The organism is Streptomyces durhamensis, assembly GCF_000725475.1.
Taxonomy (GTDB): domain Bacteria; phylum Actinomycetota; class Actinomycetes; order Streptomycetales; family Streptomycetaceae; genus Streptomyces; species Streptomyces filipinensis.
The window spans coordinates 101029-122518 of record NZ_JNXR01000002.1 but is presented as its reverse complement, the minus strand read 5'-3'; the positions used below and the strand labels follow the sequence as shown (position 1 = coordinate 122518).

Below are 21490 nucleotides of genomic sequence, written 5' to 3'. Positions count from 1 at the left end.
TCCCCGTTTCGGTCGGTGTCAATAAGCGGTCCACAGGACGCACCTAAACACGATCGGCGGCAACCCGCCAAGGGGTTGCCGCCGATACGCGCCTGACCTGCGGAAATGCGGGCTACTTCACCGCGGGACCAACCTTGAGCAAGATCGTCGAGCCGTCCTTGGCCTCCTTGACGATCGCGATCTTGGTGTTGGTGTCAGTGACCTTCACGCCCCCGGCGGGGTTGGCCGGGTCGTAGTAGGTGCTGGTGTGGTCGTTGAAGACCGGCACGCCCTTCGACGCCTTGATCACCGTGGCGACGTCCGCCTTGTGCAGCGTGATGCCGTCGGTGCCGTACAGGCTGAACGGGGAGTCGTAGGCCTGCATCCGGTTGCGCAGCAGCGTGCCGTCGGCCCACTTCAGCGCCGTCGGGTGCGAGTCGATCGGCAGGATCAGACCGGTACCCGGGTGGTCCTTGGCGTTGGTGTTGTTGTCCGCCTGGGAGGTGTCCCACTTCCAGATCAACAGGCCGTTCTGGTAGGGGTAGTGCTCCACCCAGCCGGGACGCTCGGCCGAACCGAAGTTGTACGGGCCGACCTTGAGCGTCTTGTCGTACGACACGTACTGCCGGTTCTCGGCGATGTAGTACTGCTTGTAGTCCTTGGTGAAGGACGCGCCGATGCGGGAGAAGCCGTTCGACGTCCAAGCGGCGTCCTGGGTCTCGGCGTTGTCCGAGAAGAGCGCGGTGCCGTCGGCGGTCACGCTGATCTGGTCGGCCGCGAAACCGTTCTCCGCGACACCGCCGTCGGTGGCGTAGCGGAAGCGCAGGTCGATCTTCTTGCCCGCGTAGGCGTCCAGCGAGAACGACAGCTTCTTGTGCGTCTGCGAGAAGCCGGTCAGCGCCGGCTTGCCGCTGGCGTCACGCGGGACGGGCTGGCCGTCCGCGGTGCCGTCCAGGGGCGTCCAGTTGGCGCCGCCGTCGGTCGACGCCTCGGTGTAGACGTAGTCGAAGCCGTCCTCGGTGGCCCACCAGCCGTCCAGGTCCAGCTTCGCCGACGACTTGCCGGTGAGGTCCACGGACCGGGTCAGCGTGTTGTTCAGGTCGTTGCCGCTGCCGCTCCACCACTGGGCCTTGCCCTCGGCCGGCTCGGTGATCGTGGTGGTGACCGCCTTGTCGGGCAGGTTGACCACGAGGGCCTGCTTGTTCCAGGTGTTGTACTCGGCGACGCCCAGCTTGTGCGTGGACTGCGTGCCGGCCTTGGCGGTGTCGTAGTTCAGCCAGCCCAGCTGCAGCTTGTCCCAGGCGTTCATGTCGCCGGGCAGGTTGCCGATGGACTCCTTGCCGGTGCCGAGCCAGGAGCCGGACGACATCAGGGTCCAGAAGCCGGTGGAGTTGTCGCCGCCGTCGGTGTCGTACTCGTCCGGCAGACCGAGGTCGTGGCCGTACTCGTGGGCGAAGACGCCGAGGCCGCCGTTCTCCGGCTGGATGGTGTAGTCGCCGACCCAGACACCGGTGTCGCCGACCTGCGCACCGCCGAGCTTGTTGTTCACGGGACCGGTCGAGCCCTTGTCGGTACCGAAGGCGTACCAGCGGTGGGCCCAGATCGCGTCCTTGCCCTGGGCGCCGCCGCCCGCGGACTCGTCCTCACCGGCGTGCACGATCTGGAAGTGGTCGACGTAGCCGTCGGGCTCGTTGAAGTTGCCGTCGTGGTCGTAGTCGTAGCGGTCCCACTGGTCGTACCGGGCGAGGTCCTTCTTGATGTCGGCGTCGGACTTGCCGGCCGCCTTCTGCTGGGCCACCCAGGCGTTCAGGCCGTCGCTGACCACGTTCCACACGCTGGGGCAGTTGGTCTGGCCGCAGGCGTTGTTGCCGTAGCGGGCCTCGTTGTAGGGGACCTTGACCCAGTCCGAGACCTCCCCGTTGACCGAGTAGCGGCCCGAGGACTGCTTCTCGTAGTACTTCTTCAGCGACTCGGTCTTCTTGCCGGTGCCGAAGTAGAGGTCCTGGTAGTGCTTCTGGTCGTAGTCCTTCTGCCAGGCCGTGGAGTTGTCCTTCTTGCGGTCCGGCGCGGCGATCTGGTTGTGCAGCGGGCCCGCGGTGCCGCCGAACTTGGGGTCGGTCTTGTCCCCGAACTCCACCAGGATGGTGAAGATCTTGTCGGTCTTCTCGCGGCTGAGCTCGACGTACTTGCTCTTGCCCTTGCGGCTCTTGAGCGCCACGACCTTGGAGCCGTTCCGCTCCTGGGCCTTGGCCTTGCCCGATATGAGCTGGTTCAGCGCCTCCCGGCGCTGGGCTTCCTGGGTCTTGCTCAGCGGGCCGTCCAGGTCGTGGGCCTGCTGCTTCACCGGGGCCGGGTCGTGCCGGTTGGCGGCGGCGGGCCGGGCCTGGGTGCTCGCCTCCGCGACGGCGAAGGTGGCGAACGTGGCAGAGGCCGCCGCGAGCGTCACCCCGATCGCGGCCGCTCTGAACGTCCAGGATCTGCTGGTCACTTGAGTTCCTCCCCCGCGCCGCGCACACGGACAGGGGGTTCCGGGTCATGGAGGGATCCGTGGGCGCATGATCAACGCGTGTAATCAAGTGCCGTAATTTGACTAGAGGTTTAGAAGAAAAGACAGTCCTTGACTTGTGCAGGCCAAGTGCACTATGCGGATTGAACGTCCGCTTTACGAACCTGCTCGCGGCCTATGCCTCCACCCCATGACTCCGTGCGCCCCCCGTGCACCCCGTAGCGTGGGTTAGGTCACGCTTACCAGGGCTCTTGTTCGGGCATGCACGCGAAGAGAGTCGAACGGCACGCCTCAGCCCCTCCCCCGAAGTCTTCCTAGGACACGATTGCCATGCCTCGTCCGACTGCCGCACAGCTCGTTTACGGTTCCTGCACCGTGATCTTCTCGACGCTCGCCATGCTGCTGCTGTCCCAGACGAGTTCGGGCCTCGGGATCACCGTCATCGCCCTGGCGGCACTGGCCCTGGGGCTGCTCGTGGCGATGACGGTGCCACTGCCGACGGTCCGCACGACCGAGGCACCGGCCGCATCCACCGAGCCCGCGCCCCAGGAACAGCCGGTGTCCAGCGCCCTGTGACGGGTGGCCGTACGACAGCGGCGGGCCCATGCTCGCCACGGATCCGCCGCTGTCGTATGGCCACCCATCACACTTCGCTCAACGGGTGGTGACCACCACCGTCTTGGCCGCTTTGTCATGCAGGCCCTGTTTGTACGGCTTGTCGAAGAAACTCCAGCCGCCGCAGATCGCCGTCCAGACGCAGGCGCAGCAGAAGGCGAACGGCAGCCACAGCACCAGGGCGCGGATCAGGTTGGTCTGCGCCGACGGGGTGGCGCCGTCGTGCAGGTTCGCCACCCTCATGTTCAGCCACTGCTTGCCGAGGGTCTGGCCGTACTTGGTCATCATGAACGTGTCGTACGCGATGTACAGCACGGCCGCGATGACGGACTGCGCGACGGACCGGCCGACCTCGATGTGATCGCCGTTGACCTGGTACTCGCGCACCCCGAACGCCCAGGTGAGCAGCCAGACGACGATCCCGACGAGGATCATGTCGACGATGCGCGCGAGCGTTCGCCTGCCGCTGTCGGCGAGCGGCGGCATACCGGCCAGCGGGTCGGCGGGATAACCACCGGCGCCGGCACCATAGGGGCCCCCGTAGGGACCGGCACCTCCGTACGGGCCACCGCCGGGGGGAGGGGGCTGCCCTCCTTCGTACGGCGGCGGGGGCTGGTCGCCGTACGGCGGCGGAGGCTCGCCGCCGCCGTAGGGGGGCGGCTGGTCGCCGCCCGGCGGCTTCCCGCCGCCGCCCGGTGGCGGGGGCTGCTGGGCTCCGCCGTACGGGGTGTCGTACGGCGAGCCCGACCGCTGCCCCTGGTCCGACGGGGGCCGCTTCCTGAACGGGTCGTCCTCGGGGGGCTGCTCTCCGGAGCCGGGGGGCGGTTCGCTGCTCATGGCCCGAGTGGACCGCGAACGCCCCGGTTCCGCACCCGGCGGGCGGCCGTACGGAGTACCCGGTGCCGGGGCCCGGGCACCCCCGGGCCCTCGGGTCAGCCGGCGACGAAGGTGTGGGCCGCCTTGTCGTGCCAGCACTGGTGCCAGGGCCGGTCGAACAGGCACCACAGCACGCCCACGATCCCGATGCCGAGCAGCCCGGGCACGCTGTACACCAGCCAGCGGCGCAGCGCGGGGCCGAAGGCCGGGGGCTCGTGCGCCTCGATGTCCCGCACCTCCAGCCCCAGCAGCTTCTTGCCGAGGGTGCGGCCCCACTTGGCGGTCGGCAGCACCTCGTACACGACGCCGAAGACGAGCAGGACGGCGAGCACGATGCCGAGGCTGGTGGCGGTCGTGCCGTCGAGCAGCCAGACGGTGACCTCGCGGCCGGACAGCTTGGCCGCGTCGACCTTCTCCTGGATGTGGTCGGCCGCCCGGAGGCCGAGCGGTACGGCGGCGGCCGCCGTCACCGCGCCCACCACCAGGCTGTCGATCAGCCGGGCGGCGAACCGCTTGCCGAGTCCGGCCGGGCGGGCGGCTGCCTGGCGGCGCGCGGCCGCCTGGAACGGGTCCTCGACCGGCGGCTTCCACGGCACCACGGGCTGCTCGTCACCACCCCCGGCCAACTGGTGCACCTGCTGCGCCCAGGAGGCCTGACCACCACCGGGCCCGCTGGTCACCGGGGTCGCCGGGGCTCCGCCCTGCGCCGGCACCGAGGGCGCCAGGGACGCGGGCGCGGCCTGGGCCGGTTGTCCCGCCTGCCCGCCGGCGGCACGCGCCGCGGCGGCCTTGCCGGCCCCGAAGCCGGGACCTCCGGCCGGGGCGGGGTTCGGGGAGGACGCGGCGGCGGGCGGGGTGGGCGCGCCGACGGGGCCCTGCGGTCCGAAGCCGCCGGACACCCCGGGGGTACCGGCCGAAGCGGCGGCCGAGCCCGCGCCCGCGGCCCCGCCGGGCGCCGATCCCGAGCCGGCGGCCTGCGCGCCGGGGACGTGGCCCTGGCCCGGAAGGGCCGGCCCCTGTGCCCCGAATCCGGCACCCGGCCCGGCCTCGGCACCGGGGGCGGGGGCGCCGAAGCCGGTGCCCTGCGCCGCACCCTGCGGACCGAAACCGGCGCCCGGACCGGAACCGTACGCACCCGGAGCCGCACCCTGACCGGGACCATGCGCACCCGAGCCCGCGCCCTGAGCCGGACCGTACACACCCGGACCCGCGTGCGCGCCGGCTTCCGCGCCGGGCGCCGGCCGTGTGCCATGGGCCGCGTCCGCCGCCCCGGTGCCCCGGCCGCCCGACGCCGGCGCCCGGCCCTGGCCGGGTACCGGGCGGAAGGTCATCGTGCCGTCGTCCGTGACGGCCGCGGGCCCCGGGACCGGGCGGCGGAAGAGGAACGTGCCACCGGGGTCCGGCTCGTCGCCCTCGGCCGGCTGGACCGGGGCCGTGCCGGCCTGACCGGCCGGCCGGGCCGTGCTCTCCGCGGGCACCCTCGGGTCAGCGGCGGTACGGCCGGCACCACCGGCACCGGCCTGCCCCGCGCCCTGGCCGCCACCGCCCCGCTGCCCGTGCGGGCCCCCGGCCCCGGGCTCCGTCTGACCGCCCGCACCGGGGCGCCCCGCGCCGTAGCCGGACGCGCCCGCACCCGCCTGCCCCGTCGTGCCCGGTGTGCCGTACCCGGCGTGGCCCGTGCCGCCGGGTCCGTCGGCCGTCCACGCACGGGCCCCGTCCTGCCCGGAGGGCGTCGGCCGGGGGTCCTCGTCGAAGAAGTGCGGGCCCGTTTCCTCCACGGCCGCGGGCGCGGCGCGGACGCCGGGCGGCGGGATGAGCGGTTCGCCGTCCTTCGGCGCCGGCCGGCTGGTGCCGGGCACCCAGGAGGCGCCGTTCCAGTACCGGACGTATCCGGGGATGGACGGGTCCGGGTAGTAGCCCTCGCGGGGCCTGTCGTCACCTGGGGCCGGGGTTGGGGCGCTCATGTCCGTCGTCCCGTATCTGCTCGGGGGTGGGATGGGGGCCTCCACATCTATCAGACCGGGGCAGCCCTCAGCGCCAGTCCCGCAGGACCCACCCCTTTCCGGGCATCGCCGTGCTGGGCTCTCACAGATCCACGAAAAAAATTTCCCCGAACCCGCGTAATGGCCCGCCCGCCGCCCGCTCTCCCCCGGTGCGGGCCCGTCCCGAGCGGGTCCGGCCAGCGCAGACGAGGAAAGGAACGCAGGTCATGGAGCTCATCGTGGTGGAGCGCGAGCTGGAACTGAGGCTCATCCTGTCGCCGGAGCGCAGCATCCCGGTGCCGGCCCGGCTGAGCTACCGCTCCGACGATCCGTACGCCGTCCACATCGTCTTCCACATCACCTCCGAGTCTCCCGTCAACTGGACGTTCGCCCGCGACCTGCTGGTGGAGGGGGTGTTCCGGCCGCGCGGGCAGGGGGACGTGCGGGTGTGGCCGACGAAGGTCGACGGGCGCAGTGTCGTGCTCATGGCGCTCAGCTCGCCGGACGGGGACGCGCTGCTGGAGGCGCCCGTCCCGCAGGTGTCGGCCTGGCTGGAGCGGACCCTGCGGGCGGTGCCGCCGGGCACGGAGGGCGGGCAGCTGGGCATCGACGACGCGCTGGACCAGCTGCTCGCCCGGTGACGGGCCGTACCGAGGCGTCAGAGGACCTTGCCCGGGTTGAGGATGCCCAAGGGGTCGAAGGCCTGCTTCACGGCCCGCTGCATCTCGACCCCGACCGGGCCGATCTCCCGGGCCAGCCACTCCTTCTTCAGCACGCCGACGCCGTGTTCGCCGGTGATGGTGCCGCCCAGCTCCAGGCCGAGGGCCATGATCTCGTCGAAGGACTCGCGGGCCCGCCGGGACTCGTCGGCGTCCTGGGCGTCGAAGCAGACGGTCGGATGGGTGTTGCCGTCGCCGGCGTGCGCGCAGACGCCGATGGTCAGGTCGTACTTGGCGGCGATCCGCTCGACGCCCTCCAGCATCGCGCCGAGCTGCGAGCGGGGCACGCACACGTCGTCGATCATCGTCGTGCCCTTGACCGCCTCCAGCGCGGTCAGCGAGAGCCGCCGGGCCTGGAGCAGCAGCTCGGACTCGGCCGCGTCGTCGGCCGGGACGACCTGCGTGGCACCGGCGGCCTCGCACAGCGCGCCGACGGCGGCGAGGTCGGCGGCGGGGTGCGGGGTGTCGAAGGCGGCGAGCAGCAGCGCCTCGGTGGTCTCCGGGAGGCCCATGTGGGCGAGGTCGTTGACGGCCTTGACGGTCGTACGGTCCATCAGTTCGAGGAGGGAGGGGACGTGACCGCCCTCCATGATCCGGCAGACGGCCGCGCAGGCGGCGGTCGCGGAGGGGAACTCGGCGGCCAGCACCAGCTGCTGCGGCGGCTTGGGTCTGAGGGCGAGGACGGCCCGGACGACGATGCCGAGCGAGCCCTCGGAACCGACGAACAGCCGGGTGAGGTCGTAGCCGGCGACGCCCTTGGCCGTGCGGCGGCCGGTGGACATCAGGCGGCCGTCGGCGAGGACGACGTCCAGGCCGAGGACGTACTCGGCGGTCACGCCGTACTTGACGCAGCACAGGCCGCCCGAGCCCGTGCCGATGTTGCCGCCGATGGTGCACATCTCCCAGCTGGAGGGGTCCGGCGGGTAGTACAGGCCGTGTTCCTCGACCGCGTGGGAGAGGGTCGCGTTGATCACGCCCGGCTCGACCACGGCGATCCGGTCGACGGGGCTGATCTCCAGGATCCGGTCCATCTTGGTCAGGGACAGCACGATGCAGCCGTCGGTGGCGTTGGCGGCGCCGGACAGGCCGCTGCGGGCGCCCTGCGGGACGACCGGGACGCGCAGCTCGGTGGCGACCCGCATGACGTGCTGGACCTGTTCGACGGTGCGCGGCAGGACGACGACGGCCGGGGCGCCGGCCGGGCAGAAGCTCGCCATGTCGTGCGAGTAGGAGGCGGTGACGCCGGGGTCGGTCAGGACGGCCTCGGCCGGCAGGCCGGCCAGGAGCCGGCCGGGAAGGTCTCCGGTCACCACAGCGTCTTCAAGGCGGGGCGCTTCGCTACGGCTCATGATCAAAGGGTGACACTCACGGCCATCGGTGTGAACCCCGGCCGCCCTCCGGTTGGGCCACCCGGATGTGATCGTCATATTGACGCACAGTGAGCGCCATGGACAACCGAGTGGGCGTGCCGGGTACGTCCCTGCCGAGCGAGCCGCCGGCGCCGCGCCGCTCGCGGCGGTGGCCGCGGCGGGTGCTGGTCACCGCGCTGGCGGGCGGGGTCGCCGCGGGCGCGGTGCTGACCCTGCTGCCCGGGGGACGGCCGCACCGGGCGGTACCGCCGCCCGCCGCCGGACCGCAGGCCCAGGCGCAGGCGCTGACGGCGGTGACCTCGGGACTGCCGGCCGCGCTGCCGCAGCTGGGGGCGCTCATCGCGCTGCAGGAGCAGCGGGTGCGGGCGCAGCCCCGGGACGCGCGGGCGTGGGCCGTGCTGGGGGCGGCGTACGCGGCGCGGGCCCGCCGGACGGCCGACCCGGCGGACTGTCCGCGGGCCGAGCAGGCACTGCAGACGTCCCTGCGGCTGCGGACGGCCCAGAACACCGAGGCGCTGGACGGGCTGACCGCGCTGGCGCTGACGCGCCGGGACTTCCCCGCGGCGAAACGGTACGGCGAGGAGGCGCTGAAGTCGGCGCCGAAGCGGTGGACCGCGTATCCGCCGCTGATCGAGGCCTACACCGGGCTCGGCGACTACAAGAGCGCCCGCGCCACGCTGGACAAGCTGCTGGGGCTGCGCACCGGCGCGGCGGCCCGGCCCGCGGTGATGGCGCGGGCCGCGGCGGTGTACCGGGACCGGGGCTGGCGCGAGGACGCGGCGGCCCAGCTGGCCGACGCCGCGGCCGCCGCCGGCACCCCGGCCGAGCAGGCCGCCTATCTGACCGGGCTGGGGCAGCTGGCGTGGGAGCGCGGGGACCTCCAGGACGCGCTGCGGCACTTCGAGGCGGCCGTACGCCTCGATGCGGACCAGGGGGCGGCGCTGACCGGGCGGGGCCGGGTGCTGGCGGCGCTGGGCCGCACCACGGAGGCGTACGAGGCGTACCGGGCGGCGCTCGCCGGGCATCCGAGTCCGCAGGGCGCCTATGAGCTGGGCGAGCTGTACGAGGCGCGGGGCATGACCGAGCAGGCCGGGGAGCGCTACGAGCAGGTGCGGGAGCTGGTGCGGCGCGGGATGGCGGCCGGGGTCGACGAGGAGCTGCTGATCGGGCGGTACGAGGCGGACCACGGGGACCCGCAGGAGGCCGTGGAGCGGCTGGAGGCGGAGTGGGAGCGGCAGCCGGGGACCGAGGTGGCCGACGCGCTCGGCTGGGCGCTGCACCGGGCCGGCGACGACGAGGAGGCGCTGACCTACGCCACCACCGCGACGGACGCGACGAAGGGCGGCGGGGTGCGCAGCGCGCTGTTCGCCTTCCACCGGGGCATGATCGAGCTGGAGCTGGACGAGCAGGCTCCGGCGCGCCGGCACCTTCAGCAGGCGCTGCGGTTCAACCCGTACTTCTCGCCGTTGCAGGTCCCCGTCGCGCAGGAGGCGCTGCGGGCGCTGGGCGACGTCCCGGAGGAACCGCCGCCCAGCGCCTAGCGTGCCGCTTACAGGTTGCCCCGCTTCTCCTGCTCGCGTTCGATCGCCTCGAACAGGGCCTTGAAGTTGCCCTTGCCGAAGCCCATGGAGCCGTGCCGCTCGATGATCTCGAAGAAGACCGTCGGGCGGTCCTGGACCGGCTTGGTGAAGATCTGCAGCAGATAGCCGTCCTCGTCGCGGTCGGCGAGGATCTTCAGCTCGCGCAGGGTCTCGATCGGCACACGGGTGTCGCCGACCCACTCGCCGAGGGTGTCGTAGTAGGAGTCGGGCGTGTCGAGGAACTCGACGCCGGCCGCGCGCATGGTGCGGACCGTCTGCACGATGTCGTTGGTGTTCAGCGCGATGTGCTGGACGCCGGCGCCGCCGTAGAACTCCAGGTACTCGTCGATCTGGGACTTCTTCTTGGCGATCGCGGGCTCGTTGATCGGGAACTTGACCTTCAGGGTGCCGTCCGCGACGACCTTCGACATCAGCGCGCTGTACTCGGTGGCGATGTCGTCGCCCACGAACTCCTTCATGTTCGTGAAGCCCATGACCTTGTTGTAGAAGGCCACCCACTCGTTCATCCTGCCGAGTTCGACGTTGCCGACGCAGTGGTCGATGGCCTGGAAGGTGCGCTGGGCCGGCGGCTCGACCATCGGCTTGGCGGCGACGTAGCCGGGCAGGTAGGGACCGTCGTAGCCGGAGCGGTCGACCAGGGTGTGGCGGGTCTCGCCGTAGGTGGCGATCGCGGCGAGGACGACGGTGCCGTGCTCGTCCTTCACCTCGTACGGCTCGGCGACGCTCCGCGCGCCGTGCTCGATCGCGTAGGCGTACGCGGCGCGGGCGTCCGGGACCTCGATGGCCAGGTCGACGACACCGTCGCCGTGCTCGGCCACGTGCCGGGCGAGGAAGCGGCCCCAGTCGGTGCCCGGCTTGATCACCGAGGTGAACACGAAGCGGGCGGAGCCGTTCTCCAGCACGTAACTGGCGGTCTCGCGGCTGCCGTTCTCCGGTCCGGAGTACGCGACCACCTTCATGCCGAAGGCGGTGGAGTAGTAGTGCGCCGCCTGCTTGGCGTTGCCCACGGCGAAGACGACCGCGTCCATTCCCTTGACCGGGAAGGGGTCGGCCTGCCGTGCGGTGTCGGGAGTGTGGTGTGTGGTCTGCGTCATAGCGGAAGGGTGGCCCCGCTCTGCAAGGTGCGCAATAGTTCGCGTATTCACTGGGCAACCTGACCAGTGGTACGGCCGTGTCGGCTGCCTATCTGTACAGGATGACCATCTCGGGGGTCCCATGGCGATCGATCATCTGGACGGGCGCATCATCGTGCTGCTGGCCCAGGAGCCGCGCATCGGCGTGCTGGAGATGTCCCGGCGGCTCGGGGTCGCGCGGGGCACGGTGCAGGCACGGCTGGACCGGCTCCAGTCGAACGGGGTCATCCGCGGATTCGGCCCCCAGGTGGATCCGGCGGCCCTCGGCTACCCCGTCACCGCGTTCGCGACGCTGCAGATCCGGCAGGGCCAGGGGACCGACGTCCGGGCGCACCTGTCGACCGTGCCGGAGGTGCTGGAGCTGCTCACGACCACCGGCAGCGGGGACATGCTGTGCCGGCTGGTGGCCCGCTCCAACGCCGATCTGCAACGGGTGATCGACCGGGTCGTCGGCTTCGACGGCATCGTCCGCGCCTCCACGACGATCGTCATGGAGAACCCCGTTCCACTGCGGATCATCCCCCTGGTGGAACAGGCGGCGGCGGAGGGCCGGGACAGGGACTAGGACCTTTGCGCCGGCACGATCCGAAAGAGAGGCCCTAGCAGCTCGGGACCGGGCCCTTGCCCTTCTCCAGGGCCACCAGGGCGTTCACCGCGCCCTTCAGCGTGGTGACCGGGACGAGCCTGAGGCCCTTGGGCAGTTCCGCCCCGGCGTCGGCGCACTCGGCCTTCGGCACCAGGAAGACGGTCGCCCCGTCCCGCCGGGCGGCCTGCGTCTTGAGGGCCACTCCGCCGACCGCGCCGACCTTGCCGTCGGCGTCGATGGTGCCCGTACCGGCGATGGTGCGGCCGCCCGTGAGCTCGCCGCCGCTGCCGTCGCCGTCCAGTTTGTCGATGATCCCCAGGGTGAACAGCAGGCCCGCGCTCGGCCCGCCCACGCCGGCGAGCTTCAGCGTGACCTTGACCTTGTCCGCGCTCAGCCCCAGGTACTTCAGCGCCGCCTGGGTCGCCGCGTCCTGGGACTGCTTCATCTGCGCCACATTGTGCTTCTCGATCTCCTTCAGCGTGTCGCCGCTCGGGTAGACGGCGTCGCGCGGCATGACGGCCCGGTCGGTGCGGAACCAGTTGGAGGCCACGTCACCGAGGGTCACCGTGGTGTCCGGGCCGGTCGCCACGATCGTGACCATCCGCAGCTGCCCGGTGGTCCCGCGGACGGGCGCGCCGGAGATGGTGATCACCTGGCTTCCCTCGGCCGCGCCGAGCACGTTCGCGGTCGTGCCGGGCTGGGCCACCGAGAACGGCAGCGGCGCGAACGCCGCCGTGGCCAGCAGGGCCACGAGGGGCAGCGCGCAGACGGCTACGGCCTGGGAACGCTTGAGACGTGAGAGCACGAGATCAATCTAACGTGGTCACCGTCCGTGCCTTATGCCGTGTACAGGTCCCGCCGCTCCACGGTGAAGCGGCGCAGCGCGTCCGGGAGCGGTGTGACGCCGATGCCGGGGCCCGCCGGGACCGGGAGGTGGCCGTCCTGCAGGACGAACGGCTCCGTGATGTCCTCGGCGAAGTAGCGGGAGGAGGCGGAGGTGTCCCCGGGGAGGGTGAAGCCGGGGAGCGCGGCCAGGGCCAGGTTCGGGGCACGGCCGATGCCCGTCTCCAGCATGCCGCCGCACCACACCGGGACGCCGTGCGCGTGCGCCACGTCGTGGACCCGGCGTGCCTCCAGGTAGCCGCCGACCCGGGCGGGCTTGACGTTCACCACCCGGCAGGCGTCCAGCGCGATCGCGGAGGCGGTGTCGCGCGCGTGGTGCAGGGACTCGTCCAGGCAGACCGGCGTCCGCAGGCGCTGCTGCAGCCGGGCGTGGGCGTGCAGGTTGTTCTCCTCCAGCGGTTCCTCGATCAGCAGGAGCCCGAACTCGTCCAGCCGCCGCAGATGCTCGGCGTCCGCGAGGGTGTAGGCGGTGTTGGCGTCGACCTGGAGCGGGAGGGCGGTGCCGAAGCGCTCGCGGACCGCGCGGACCGGGTCGACGTCCCAGCCGGGCTCTATCTTCAGCTTGATGCGGACATAGCCCTCGGCGAGGTAGCGCTCGACGTCCTCCAGCAGCTCGGGGACCGAGTTCTTGATGCCGACGGAGACTCCGGCGGGCACCCGGTCCCGGACCGCGCCGAGGTAGGTCGCGAGCGGCATGCCGTACGACCGCAGCTCGGCGTCCAGGAGCGCCGTCTCCAGGGCGGCCTTCGCCAGCTCGTGGCCCTTGGTCTTCGCCAGGGCGGGGGCGAGCGCGGCCGTGGTGAGGTGCGGGAGGGCGGCGGCGCGCGGGATCAGGAAGTCGCGCAGCACGATCTCGGCGCCGGCGACGAACTCCGGGCAGTACAGCGGTTCGGGGTCGGCGGCGAACTCGGACCAGCCCTCGGCGGTGTCCGTGACGGCCCGCAGCAGGAAGGTGTCCTTCGCCGTCATCGTCCCGAAGGACGTGCGGAAGGGGGTGACCAGCGGGATCGCCACGTGCACGATCTCGACGCGTTCGAGCTTCATGCGGCCGCCCCCTCGCGGGTGAGGGTGTACCAGCCGTCGCGCGACATGCCGGTGGCCCGGAACCCCTCCGTGAAGGCGTCCAGGAGCACGTCGCGCACGGCGTGCCGCCAGCGCAGCGCCAGGGCCGGCTCGGCGGCGCGCAGTTTGACGATGTCCTCGGGCACCCGGCACCAGACGTGCCGGCCGGCCGGGTCGCGGCGGGCGAGGGGGTCGCCGTCGGGGGCCCTGCGGACGACCGGACAGGCCCCGGCCCCGGTCTCGTCCTCGTACGGGGCCGGGGCACCGGCCGCCGTCAGATCCCAGGTCACCGTCAGCCGGTCGCTCTCGTCGCCGTCGTTCACGCCGTCGGTCATGGGGCCGTAGAAGTCGACCAGGTACTCCGTGCCGACGGCGCCCAGCTTGGCCAGGTTGAAGCGGGCGTTGCGGCCGACCAGCGGGTCGAAGGTCCAGCGCATGGTGCGCGCGCCGCGCCCGGCCGCCCAGTCGCGCTGGGCCAGCTTCACCGCGTGCCCGAGCCCCTGGTCGGCGGCGGCCACCAGCGAGTAGGTGCTGTGCTCGGGGCCGAGGACGGCGACGGACGCCCCGGCGAGCCGCTGCCCGGCGTAGGCGGCGTGGACCGCGCCGCCGGCGTGCACCAGGCTGTGCAGGACCTCGGCCGGGTAGGGCGGGGCGGTGCGGGGTGTCTGCCAGACGTCGCTGAAGTAGTCGGCCACGGCCGCGAGGCGGGCGACGTCCTGGACGGTGCGGATGGTGACTCCTGCTGTCATGGCACGAGTCTCGAAGGAGCCGGGGACGCGTGTGTTGTGCGAGCGGCCAAGGGATGCGTACGTTCGTTTCACCATCCGCCAACAGACTGCTGGGGACCCCTCATGGACGTCTGCACTCTCGGCGATCTCCTGGACGTCGTCGGCGGCCCCGCCCTGCGCCTGCACACGGCGCCCGCCGGGCAGGCCGTACCGGTCACCGAGGCCGTGCTCCACGACGGCAGCACTCCGCTGCCCCGGCTGCCCGGCGCGCTGCTGCTGGCGGTCGGCGTGCCGGCGGACCGGGCGGGCCCGCTGCTGCGGGCGGCGGCGGAGGCGGGGCTGACCGGCGTGGTGGTGCGCGGCGCGGACGGCCCGGTCGCGGAGGCCGAGGCCCAGGGCGTGGCGCTGCTGTCCGTCGCCGAGGACGCCGCCTGGCACCACGTGCATCTGCTGCTGGCCTCGGCCATCGCCGCCCGGCCCGGCGCCGCCGGCTCCGACAGCGGCCTCGGCGACCTGTTCGCGCTGGCCGACGCGATCGCGACGGCGACCGGTGGGGCCACCGCCATCGAGGACCCCCGGCAGCGGATCCTCGCCTACTCCACCGTCTCCGGCCAGCCGATCGACGAGGACCGCCGGCAGGGCATCCTCGGCCGTCAGGTGCCGACGACGGGTACGGCGAACACCGAGCAGTACCGCCGGCTGTTCGCCGCCGCCGGCCCGCTCCGGCTGCCCGCGCTGTCCGACGGGGACCTGCCCCGGCTGGCGGTGCCGGTGCGGGCCGGCGGGGAGACGCTCGGCTCGGTGTGGGTGGTCGACGGCGGCTCGCTCGCCCCGGACGCCGAGGACACCCTCGCCCAGGGCGCCTCGACGGCCGCCCTGCTCCTGCTGCGGGCGCGCGCGGCCCGGGAGCTGGCCCGGCACCGGGGCAGCGAGCTGCTGCGCCGGCTGCTGGACGGCACGGCGGCGGACGCGGCGACGGCCGCCGAACGCCTGGGCGTCACCGGCCCGGCCCGGGTGGCGGCCTTCGTGCTGGACTCCGCCGCGAGCGTCCCGGACGCCGAGCGCACGGCGTCGCGGCTGCTGGACGTCGTACGGCTGCAGTGCGAGGCGCGCTACGGGCGGCACGCGGGCGTGCTGGTGGACGGGGTGGTGTACGCGGTGCTGCCCGGCCCCGGCGAGCGGCACAGGAGGCTCGCCGAGGACATCGTGGCGCGGGCCGGGCAGGCGCTGCGGGTGCCGGTGCGGGCCGCGCTCGGCGAGGTCGTACCGGACGCGGAGGGGCTCGCTCACTCGCGGGCGGACGCGGACCTGGTGCTGCGGGTGCTGGACGAGGAGCTGCCGGTGGCCACGGTGGACGAGGTCCGGGCGCGGGTGACGCTGCTGCGGCTGGGTGAGGTGATGGGCGGACGGCGGGAGTTGAGCGCGGGCGCGTGGCGGCGGGTGCTGGCGTACGACGCGGAGCACGGCACGGAGTACGCGCGCACGCTGGTCTGCTGGTTCGACGCGGGCTGCGACATGGCGGGCGCGGCGAAGCTGCTGGCCGTGCACCCCAACACCTGCCGCTACCGCCTCAGACAGCTCCAGCAGCACGCCGGGGTCGATCTGGACGACCCCGACGAACGGCTGGTGCTGTGGCTTCAGCTGCGGGTGCTGGCGGGCCTCAGCCCAGCCACGCCCTGAGTCCGGCCTCGCACCGCTGCAGGTGCTCCACGGGGACGTACTCCCCCGCCGTGTGCGCCAGCGCGGGGTCCCCGGGGCCGTAGTTGAGCGCGGGCACGCCCAGCGCGGCGAACCGGGCGACGTCCGTCCAGCCCAGCTTGGGCCTCGGCTCGGCCCCGAGCGCCGCGACGAGCCCGCCGACCCGGTCCAGGTGCGGCAGGGCACCCGCGACGGCCTCGGTGACCCGCACCTCGTACTCCGGGAACAGCCCGCGCACGCAGGCCTCCGCCTCCTCGGGTGAACGGCTGGGCGCGAAACGGCAGTTGACGGTGACGACGCACTCGTCGGGGACGACGTTCCCGGCGACCCCGGCCCGTACGGCGACGGCGCCGAGCCCCTCCCGGTACTCCAGCCCGTCGATCACCACCCGCTCCGGCCGGTGCGCGTCGAGCCGCCGCAGGACCTCGCCCGCCTTGTGCGCGGCGTTGACGCCCTGCCAGGCGCGGGCGGTGTGCGCGCGGGCGCCCCTGACCACGATGTCGGCGGTGAGGATGCCCTGGCAGCCGGCCTCCACGCCCGCGTCGGAGGGTTCCATCAGGATCGCCAGGCCGGCGTCGGCGAGCAGCTCGGGCCGCTCGGCACCGATGCGGGCGAGCCCGTTGCGGTCGCCCTCGACCTCCTCGCACTCGTAGAAGACGTAGGTGAGGTCGCGTTCGGGCGCGGGCACGGTGGCGGCCAGCCGCAGGGCGACGGCGACCCCGCCCTTCATGTCGCAGGCGCCGAGCCCGTGCACACGGCCGTCGGCAAGCCGTGCGGGCAGGTTCCCGGCGGCCGGGACGGTGTCCAGGTGCCCGGCGATCAGGGCGCGTGCGGAACGGCCGAGGCCCGTGCGGGCGACGACGGAGTTGCCGACCCGGTCGACGGTGAGGTGGGGCAGGGCGCGCAGGGCGCCTTCGACGGCGTCCGCGATCCGCGCCTCCGCACCGCTCTCGGAGGGCAGGTCGACGAGGGCACGGGTGAGGGTGACGACGTCGGCGGTCGGGTCGAGCGTGCTCATGCGAGGTCCTCGGGCCGGTTGAGCTTGGAGTGGCGGATGCCGTAGAGGCCGTAGACGACGAGCCCGGCCGCCATCCAGGCGCCGAACGCGATCCAGGTGTCGGCACCCAGGCTGCCCAGCATGTAGACGCAGAAGCCGACGCCGAGGAGGGGTGTGACCGGCGAGAACGGCACCCGGAAGGAGCGCGGGGTGCCGGGGCTGCGCCGGCGCAGCAGCACGACCGCCAGGTTGACCAGCATGAACGCGAAGAGGGTGCCGATGCTGGTGGCGTCGGCGAGGCTGCCGAGCGGCACGAGGGCGGCGAGGACGGCGATGAAGCCGGACACGATCACGGTGTTGGCGCGGGGCACGCCGGTGCGCGGGTGCACCTTGGCGAACAGGGGCGGTACGAGACCGTCCCGGGCCATCGCGAAGAGGATGCGGATCTGCCCGTACTGCACGGTCAGCACCACGCTGGTGGTGGCGACGACCGCACCGACGGACAGCAGCACCGGCCACAGGTTCCCGCCGCCGACGGACCGCACGAGCACCTCGCTGAGCGTGGCCTCGGTCCCCGCGAACTGCTTCCACGGCATGGCCCCGAGTGCGGCGAGGGCCACCAGCACGTACAGGGCGGTGACGAGGACCAGCGACAGGATGATGGCGCGCGGCAGGTCCCGTTGCGGGTCGCGGGCCTCCTCGCCCGCGGTGGAGGCGGCGTCGAAGCCGATGTAGGAGAAGAAGAGGGAGGCCGCTCCGGCGCTCATGCCGGCGGCGCCGAGGGGGAAGAGGGGGTGGAAGTTCCCGGCGCGGAAGGCGGTGAAGGCGACGGCGCAGAACAGCACGAGAGCGGCGATCTTGACGGTGACCATGACGGTGTTGGCCACGGCGCTCTCCCTGGCCCCGCGCAGCAGGACGACCATGGCGAGGACCACGATGAGGGCGGCGGGGATGTTGAGGGTGCCCCCGGCGCCGGGCGGGGCGCTGAGCGAGGCGGGGAGCGTCACCCCGAAGGTCAGCTCCAGCAACTCGTTGACGTACTGCCCCCAGCCCACGGCGACGGCCGCCACGGAGACGCCGTACTCCAGGATCAGACACCATCCGCACACCCAGGCGACCAGCTCGCCGAGGGTGGCGTAGGCGTAGCTGTAGGAGGAGCCCGAGCCGGGGATCATGCCGGCCAGTTCGGCGTACGACAGCGCGGAGAACAGGGCGGTGACGCCGGCCAGCAGGAAGGAGACGACGACGGCGGGTCCGGCCTCGGGTACGGCCTGGCCCAGGACGACGAAGATGCCGGTGCCCAGGGTGGCGCCGACGCTGAGCAGCGTCAGCTGGGCCACACCCATGGTCCGCCTGAGGGGGCTGCCGGCGGCTTCGCCGACGAGGCGTTGCACCGGCTGGCGCCGGGTGAGTGTGCCTGTGCGTGGTCTGCGCCGGCCGGCCTCCGGCCGGGTGCCCGCTGTGTCCACCATGCTGTTCCCTCCGCCTCGGGGTGTATGGCCCTTGATGATGCGGAGGGGCGGGGACGGCGGGGTGTGCGCATCGGCCAAAGCTGCGGGGGGCTGTTTGGCCGGATGAGCAAAGGGGCGGGGCCTTTGCGGTGAGGGCGTGCGGGTCGGCCAAGGGCGCGGGGCCTGTGCTGCGGCCGGGCCGGCTCTGTCTCGTTCGCGGGAGCCGGTGAGGCGCTGCGGCTGATCACCGGGTCGGTCCGCCTGCCCCGGCCGACGGGGTGCCGCCGCGCCCACCCGTGCCGCCCCAGCGGCACGACTGCCCGCGGCTGGGACGGCATGGCGGCCGGGGCGGTACGACTGCTCGCGGCCGGGCAAGCGCCCCGCAGGGGCGCGGGGAACTGCGCGAGCGGGCCCCACCCGGTCGCACCCGGCGAACGGCCCCCGCCACACCTGTGCTCATCCGGCCAAGAAGCCCCGGCCCCGGTGGCCGACCCGCACACCCTCACGCAAACCGCACCGCTCGGGACGCGCGTCAGCGCAACGCCTCGGCCACCTCCCGCGCCGCCTCCACCACCCTCGGCCCGACCCGCTCCGGCACGGAGTCCGCCAGCATCACGACACCCACGCTGCCCTCGACCCCCGTGACCCCGACCAGCGGCGCCGCGGCCCCGCTCGCCCCGGCCTCCAGCTCGCCGTGCGTGAGGGTGTACCCGGGATCCGCGGACGGTGCCTGCCGGGCCGACAGGATCGCCCTGCCCGCGGCCCCACGGTCCAGCGGATGCCGGAACCCGGCCCGGTAGGCCACGTGATAGTCGGTCCACGTCGGCTCGACCACGGCGACGGCCAGCGCCTCCGTCCCGTCCACCAGCGTCAGATGCGCCGTCGCCCCGATGTCCTCGGCCAGCGACCGCAGCGCGGGCAACGCGGCCTCCCGCACCAGCGGATGCACCTGCCGGCCGAGTCGCAGCACCCCGAGCCCCACCCGGGCCCGTCCGCCCAAGTCCCGCCGTACGAGGGCGTGTTGTTCCAGCGTGGCGAGCAACCGGTACACCACGGTACGGTTCACGCCCAGTTTCGTGGACAGCTCGGTGACGGTCAGCCCGTGGTCGGTGTCGGCCAGCAGCTTGAGGACGCGCAGTCCCCGGTCGAGCGTCTGAGAGGTCTCCGCGGTCACGACGCCCACTCCTTTGGTGGTGAGGGCGGCGACCCCTGAGCGGCGAATGCGTCACCGAGTCCCGTCGGCGACGCGCATCAGAGGCCGCCGATCGGCAGGACGGCCCGGCGGCTCCGGACCCTGTCGCTTCACGGCTGCGCTCCGCGGCGGCGCTGCCACGGGGCGTGTGCGTAGCGGGACAGTAGCGAAGCCGGTTCGCTGAGCGGAAGTCTCAGTCCAGAATCCGGGCAAGACCGGATCCGGCCTGCCGGGATTCGTCCGGATACGCACACGCGGCGAGCGCCGGCGGGAGCGTCACCGCATCCGGGTCGCCCACTCCTGCACCTTGGCGATCCGCTGCCGCAGCTGCCCCGCCGTGGCCTCCGCGCTCGGCGGTCCCCCGCACACCCGCCGCAGCTCGGTGTGGATCACCCCGTGCGGCTTGCCGCTCTGGTGCACGTAGGCGCTGACCATCGTGTTGAGCTGCTTGCGCAGCTCCATCATCTCCTTGTGCGTGACCACCGGCCGCCGCTCGGCGGGCAGCTCCAGCAGGTCGGCCTCGGTGTCCGGCTTCTTCCGGCTGTGCGCGATCTGCCGGGCCTGCCGCTTCTGCAGCAGCATCTGCACCTGGTCGGGCTCCAGCAGGCCGGGGATGCCGAGGTAGTCCTGCTCCTCCTCGCTGCCCGGGTGGGCCTGCATGCCGAACTCGGCGCCGTCGTACAGCACCCGGTCGAAGACGGCCTCGGACTCCAGCGCCTCGAAGGAGAACTGCTCCTGCTCGCCTGTGTCCTCGTCCTGCTGCTTGTTCGCCTCCTCCATCTCCTTCTCGGATTCGGCGTACGGGTCCTCCTCGCCCTCCTTCTTCGGCTTGTCGAGGGCGTGGTCCCGTTCCTTCTCCATCTCGTTGGCGAAGGTCAGCAGGTCGGGCACGGTCGGCAGGAACACGGACGCGGTCTCGCCGCGCCTCCGGGACCGTACGAAACGCCCGACGGCCTGCGCGAAGAAGAGCGGGGTCGAGATCGTCGTCGCGTACACGCCGACCGCGAGCCGGGGCACGTCGACGCCCTCGGACACCATGCGGACCGCGACCATCCACCGGTCGTTGCTCCCGCTGAACTCGTCGATCCTCTTCGAGGCGCCGGCGTCGTCGGACAGGACGAGCGTCGCCCTCGTCCCCGTGATCTCGCGGATGAGCTTGGCGTAGGCGCGCGCCGAGTCCTGGTCGGAGGCGATGACCAACGCCCCCGCGTCCGGGATGGCCTTGCGGACCTCGGTCAGCCGCTGGTCGGCGGCGCGCAGCACGCTGGGCATCCACTCGCCGCGCGGGTCGAGCGCCGTACGCCAGGCCTGGCTGACCGCGTCCTTGGTCATCGGCTCGCCGAGCCGGGCGGCGATCTCGTCACCGGCCTTCGTGCGCCAGCGCATGTTGCCGCTGTAGGACAGGAAGATGACCGGCCGCACGACGTGGTCGGCGAGGGCGTTGCCGTACCCGTACGTGTAGTCGGCGGCGGACCGCCGGATGCCCGCGTTGTCCTCCTCGTACGTCACGAAGGGGATCGGGTTGGTGTCGGAGCGGAACGGCGTACCGGTCAGCGCGAGCCGGCGCGTCGCGGGCTCGAACGCCTCCAGACAGGCCTCGCCCCAGGACTTGGAGTCACCGGCGTGGTGGATCTCGTCGAGGATGACGAGGGTCTTGCGCTGCTCGACGCGGTTGCGGTGCAGCATGGGCCGCACGCCGACACCGGCGTACGTGACCGCGACGCCGTCGTAGTCCTTGCCGAGCGGTCCCGCGCTGTACTCGGGGTCGAGCTTGATCCCGATCCGGCCCGCCGCCTCGGCCCACTGCTTCTTCAGGTGCTCGGTCGGCGCGACCACGGTCACCTGCTGCACGACGTGGTGGTGCAGCAGCCAGGAGGCGAGCGTCAGCGCGAAGGTGGTCTTGCCGGCGCCGGGCGTGGCGACGGCGAGGAAGTCACGCGGCTGCTCCTGGATGTACTTCTCCATCGCCCCCTGCTGCCAGGCACGCAGCCTGCTGGCGGTACCCCAGGGCGCGCGGCCCGGGAAGGCGGGCGAGAGGTGGTGGGAGTGAGCGGAGGAAGCGGCGGTGGTAGTCACGGTCTCCGTTTTTTGT

Annotated in this window: 17 protein-coding genes; 5 read left to right on the top strand and 12 right to left on the bottom strand. The window is 72.8% G+C overall.

Annotation, left to right across the window (positions count from 1 at the left end):
- Nucleotides 1-112: 112 nt before the first annotated feature.
- Nucleotides 113-2467, bottom strand: a complete 2355-nt coding sequence (locus tag IO33_RS0102225) for an immune inhibitor A domain-containing protein (RefSeq protein ID WP_031159496.1) — start codon at nucleotides 2465-2467, stop codon at nucleotides 113-115.
- Between the two features lie 393 nt (nucleotides 2468-2860).
- Between IO33_RS0102225 and IO33_RS0102220 the strand changes: the two genes are divergently transcribed.
- Nucleotides 2861-3061: a hypothetical protein gene (locus tag IO33_RS0102220; RefSeq protein ID WP_425347948.1), complete on the top strand. Its 201-nt coding sequence runs from the start codon at nucleotides 2861-2863 to the stop codon at nucleotides 3059-3061.
- 78 nt (nucleotides 3062-3139) lie between these two features.
- Here the strand turns inward: IO33_RS0102220 and IO33_RS0102215 are convergent, their stop codons facing one another.
- Both IO33_RS0102215 and IO33_RS0102210 read right to left on the bottom strand, forming a co-directional pair.
- Entirely contained in the window at nucleotides 3140-3937 is a 798-nt protein-coding gene (locus IO33_RS0102215; protein ID WP_031159490.1) for an RDD family protein, read from the bottom strand.
- A 95-nt stretch (nucleotides 3938-4032) separates the two neighbouring features.
- Entirely contained in the window at nucleotides 4033-5940 is a 1908-nt protein-coding gene (locus IO33_RS0102210; protein WP_031159489.1) for an RDD family protein, read from the bottom strand.
- A gap of 245 nt (nucleotides 5941-6185) precedes the next feature.
- Here IO33_RS0102210 and IO33_RS0102205 point away from each other — a divergent pair, with 245 nt between their 5' ends.
- On the top strand, nucleotides 6186-6599 hold the full coding sequence (locus IO33_RS0102205; RefSeq protein ID WP_031159488.1) for an SsgA family sporulation/cell division regulator: 414 nt from the start codon (nucleotides 6186-6188) through the stop codon (nucleotides 6597-6599).
- A 17-nt stretch (nucleotides 6600-6616) separates the two neighbouring features.
- Here the strand turns inward: IO33_RS0102205 and IO33_RS0102200 are convergent, their stop codons facing one another.
- Nucleotides 6617-8032: an FAD-binding oxidoreductase gene (locus tag IO33_RS0102200; RefSeq protein WP_031159486.1), complete on the bottom strand. Its 1416-nt coding sequence runs from the start codon at nucleotides 8030-8032 to the stop codon at nucleotides 6617-6619.
- Between the two features lie 92 nt (nucleotides 8033-8124).
- Here IO33_RS0102200 and IO33_RS0102195 point away from each other — a divergent pair, with 92 nt between their 5' ends.
- Nucleotides 8125-9588 (top strand): tetratricopeptide repeat protein, encoded by a 1464-nt coding sequence (locus tag IO33_RS0102195; RefSeq protein ID WP_031159484.1) that lies wholly within the window; start codon nucleotides 8125-8127, stop codon nucleotides 9586-9588.
- Between the two features lie 8 nt (nucleotides 9589-9596).
- On the opposite strand, the gene hppD is transcribed toward IO33_RS0102195, so the two are convergent.
- On the bottom strand, nucleotides 9597-10742 hold the full coding sequence (gene hppD, locus IO33_RS0102190; protein WP_031159482.1) for a 4-hydroxyphenylpyruvate dioxygenase: 1146 nt from the start codon (nucleotides 10740-10742) through the stop codon (nucleotides 9597-9599).
- A gap of 121 nt (nucleotides 10743-10863) precedes the next feature.
- Here hppD and IO33_RS0102185 point away from each other — a divergent pair, with 121 nt between their 5' ends.
- A complete protein-coding gene (locus tag IO33_RS0102185; RefSeq protein WP_031159480.1) occupies nucleotides 10864-11346 on the top strand; it encodes an Lrp/AsnC family transcriptional regulator in 483 nt (160 codons plus the stop codon).
- A gap of 34 nt (nucleotides 11347-11380) precedes the next feature.
- Here IO33_RS0102185 and IO33_RS0102180 read toward each other — a convergent pair whose 3' ends face one another.
- Genes IO33_RS0102180 through IO33_RS0102170 form a run of 3 tightly spaced genes read right to left on the bottom strand, consistent with a single transcriptional unit; the run spans nucleotide 11381 to nucleotide 14081 of the window.
- Nucleotides 11381-12172: a S16 family serine protease gene (locus tag IO33_RS0102180; protein ID WP_031159478.1), complete on the bottom strand. Its 792-nt coding sequence runs from the start codon at nucleotides 12170-12172 to the stop codon at nucleotides 11381-11383.
- A 32-nt stretch (nucleotides 12173-12204) separates the two neighbouring features.
- Nucleotides 12205-13314 (bottom strand): o-succinylbenzoate synthase, encoded by a 1110-nt coding sequence (gene menC / locus IO33_RS0102175; protein WP_031159476.1) that lies wholly within the window; start codon nucleotides 13312-13314, stop codon nucleotides 12205-12207.
- On the bottom strand, nucleotides 13311-14081 hold the full coding sequence (locus IO33_RS0102170) for a chorismate synthase (protein ID WP_037684807.1): 771 nt from the start codon (nucleotides 14079-14081) through the stop codon (nucleotides 13311-13313). The genes menC and IO33_RS0102170 overlap by 4 nt, the downstream gene beginning before the upstream one ends.
- 102 nt (nucleotides 14082-14183) lie before the next feature.
- On the opposite strand from IO33_RS0102170, the gene IO33_RS0102165 reads away from it, so the two are divergent.
- Nucleotides 14184-15740 carry a PucR family transcriptional regulator gene (locus IO33_RS0102165; protein ID WP_031159472.1) on the top strand — a complete coding sequence of 519 codons (1557 nt, stop codon included), beginning with the start codon at nucleotides 14184-14186 and terminating at the stop codon, nucleotides 15738-15740.
- Here the strand turns inward: IO33_RS0102165 and dapE are convergent.
- The 4 genes from dapE to IO33_RS0102145 form a co-directional block, all read right to left on the bottom strand.
- Nucleotides 15721-16776, bottom strand: a complete 1056-nt coding sequence (gene dapE, locus IO33_RS0102160) for a succinyl-diaminopimelate desuccinylase (RefSeq protein WP_031159469.1) — start codon at nucleotides 16774-16776, stop codon at nucleotides 15721-15723. The genes IO33_RS0102165 and dapE overlap by 20 nt on opposite strands.
- On the bottom strand, nucleotides 16773-18227 hold the full coding sequence (locus IO33_RS0102155; RefSeq protein WP_031159467.1) for an amino acid permease: 1455 nt from the start codon (nucleotides 18225-18227) through the stop codon (nucleotides 16773-16775). The genes dapE and IO33_RS0102155 overlap by 4 nt, the downstream gene beginning before the upstream one ends.
- Before the next feature lie 511 nt (nucleotides 18228-18738).
- On the bottom strand, nucleotides 18739-19380 hold the full coding sequence (locus tag IO33_RS0102150) for an IclR family transcriptional regulator (RefSeq protein ID WP_031159464.1): 642 nt from the start codon (nucleotides 19378-19380) through the stop codon (nucleotides 18739-18741).
- Between the two features lie 294 nt (nucleotides 19381-19674).
- Nucleotides 19675-21474, bottom strand: a complete 1800-nt coding sequence (locus IO33_RS0102145; protein ID WP_031159461.1) for a DEAD/DEAH box helicase — start codon at nucleotides 21472-21474, stop codon at nucleotides 19675-19677.
- Between the last annotated feature and the right edge of the window lie 16 nt (nucleotides 21475-21490).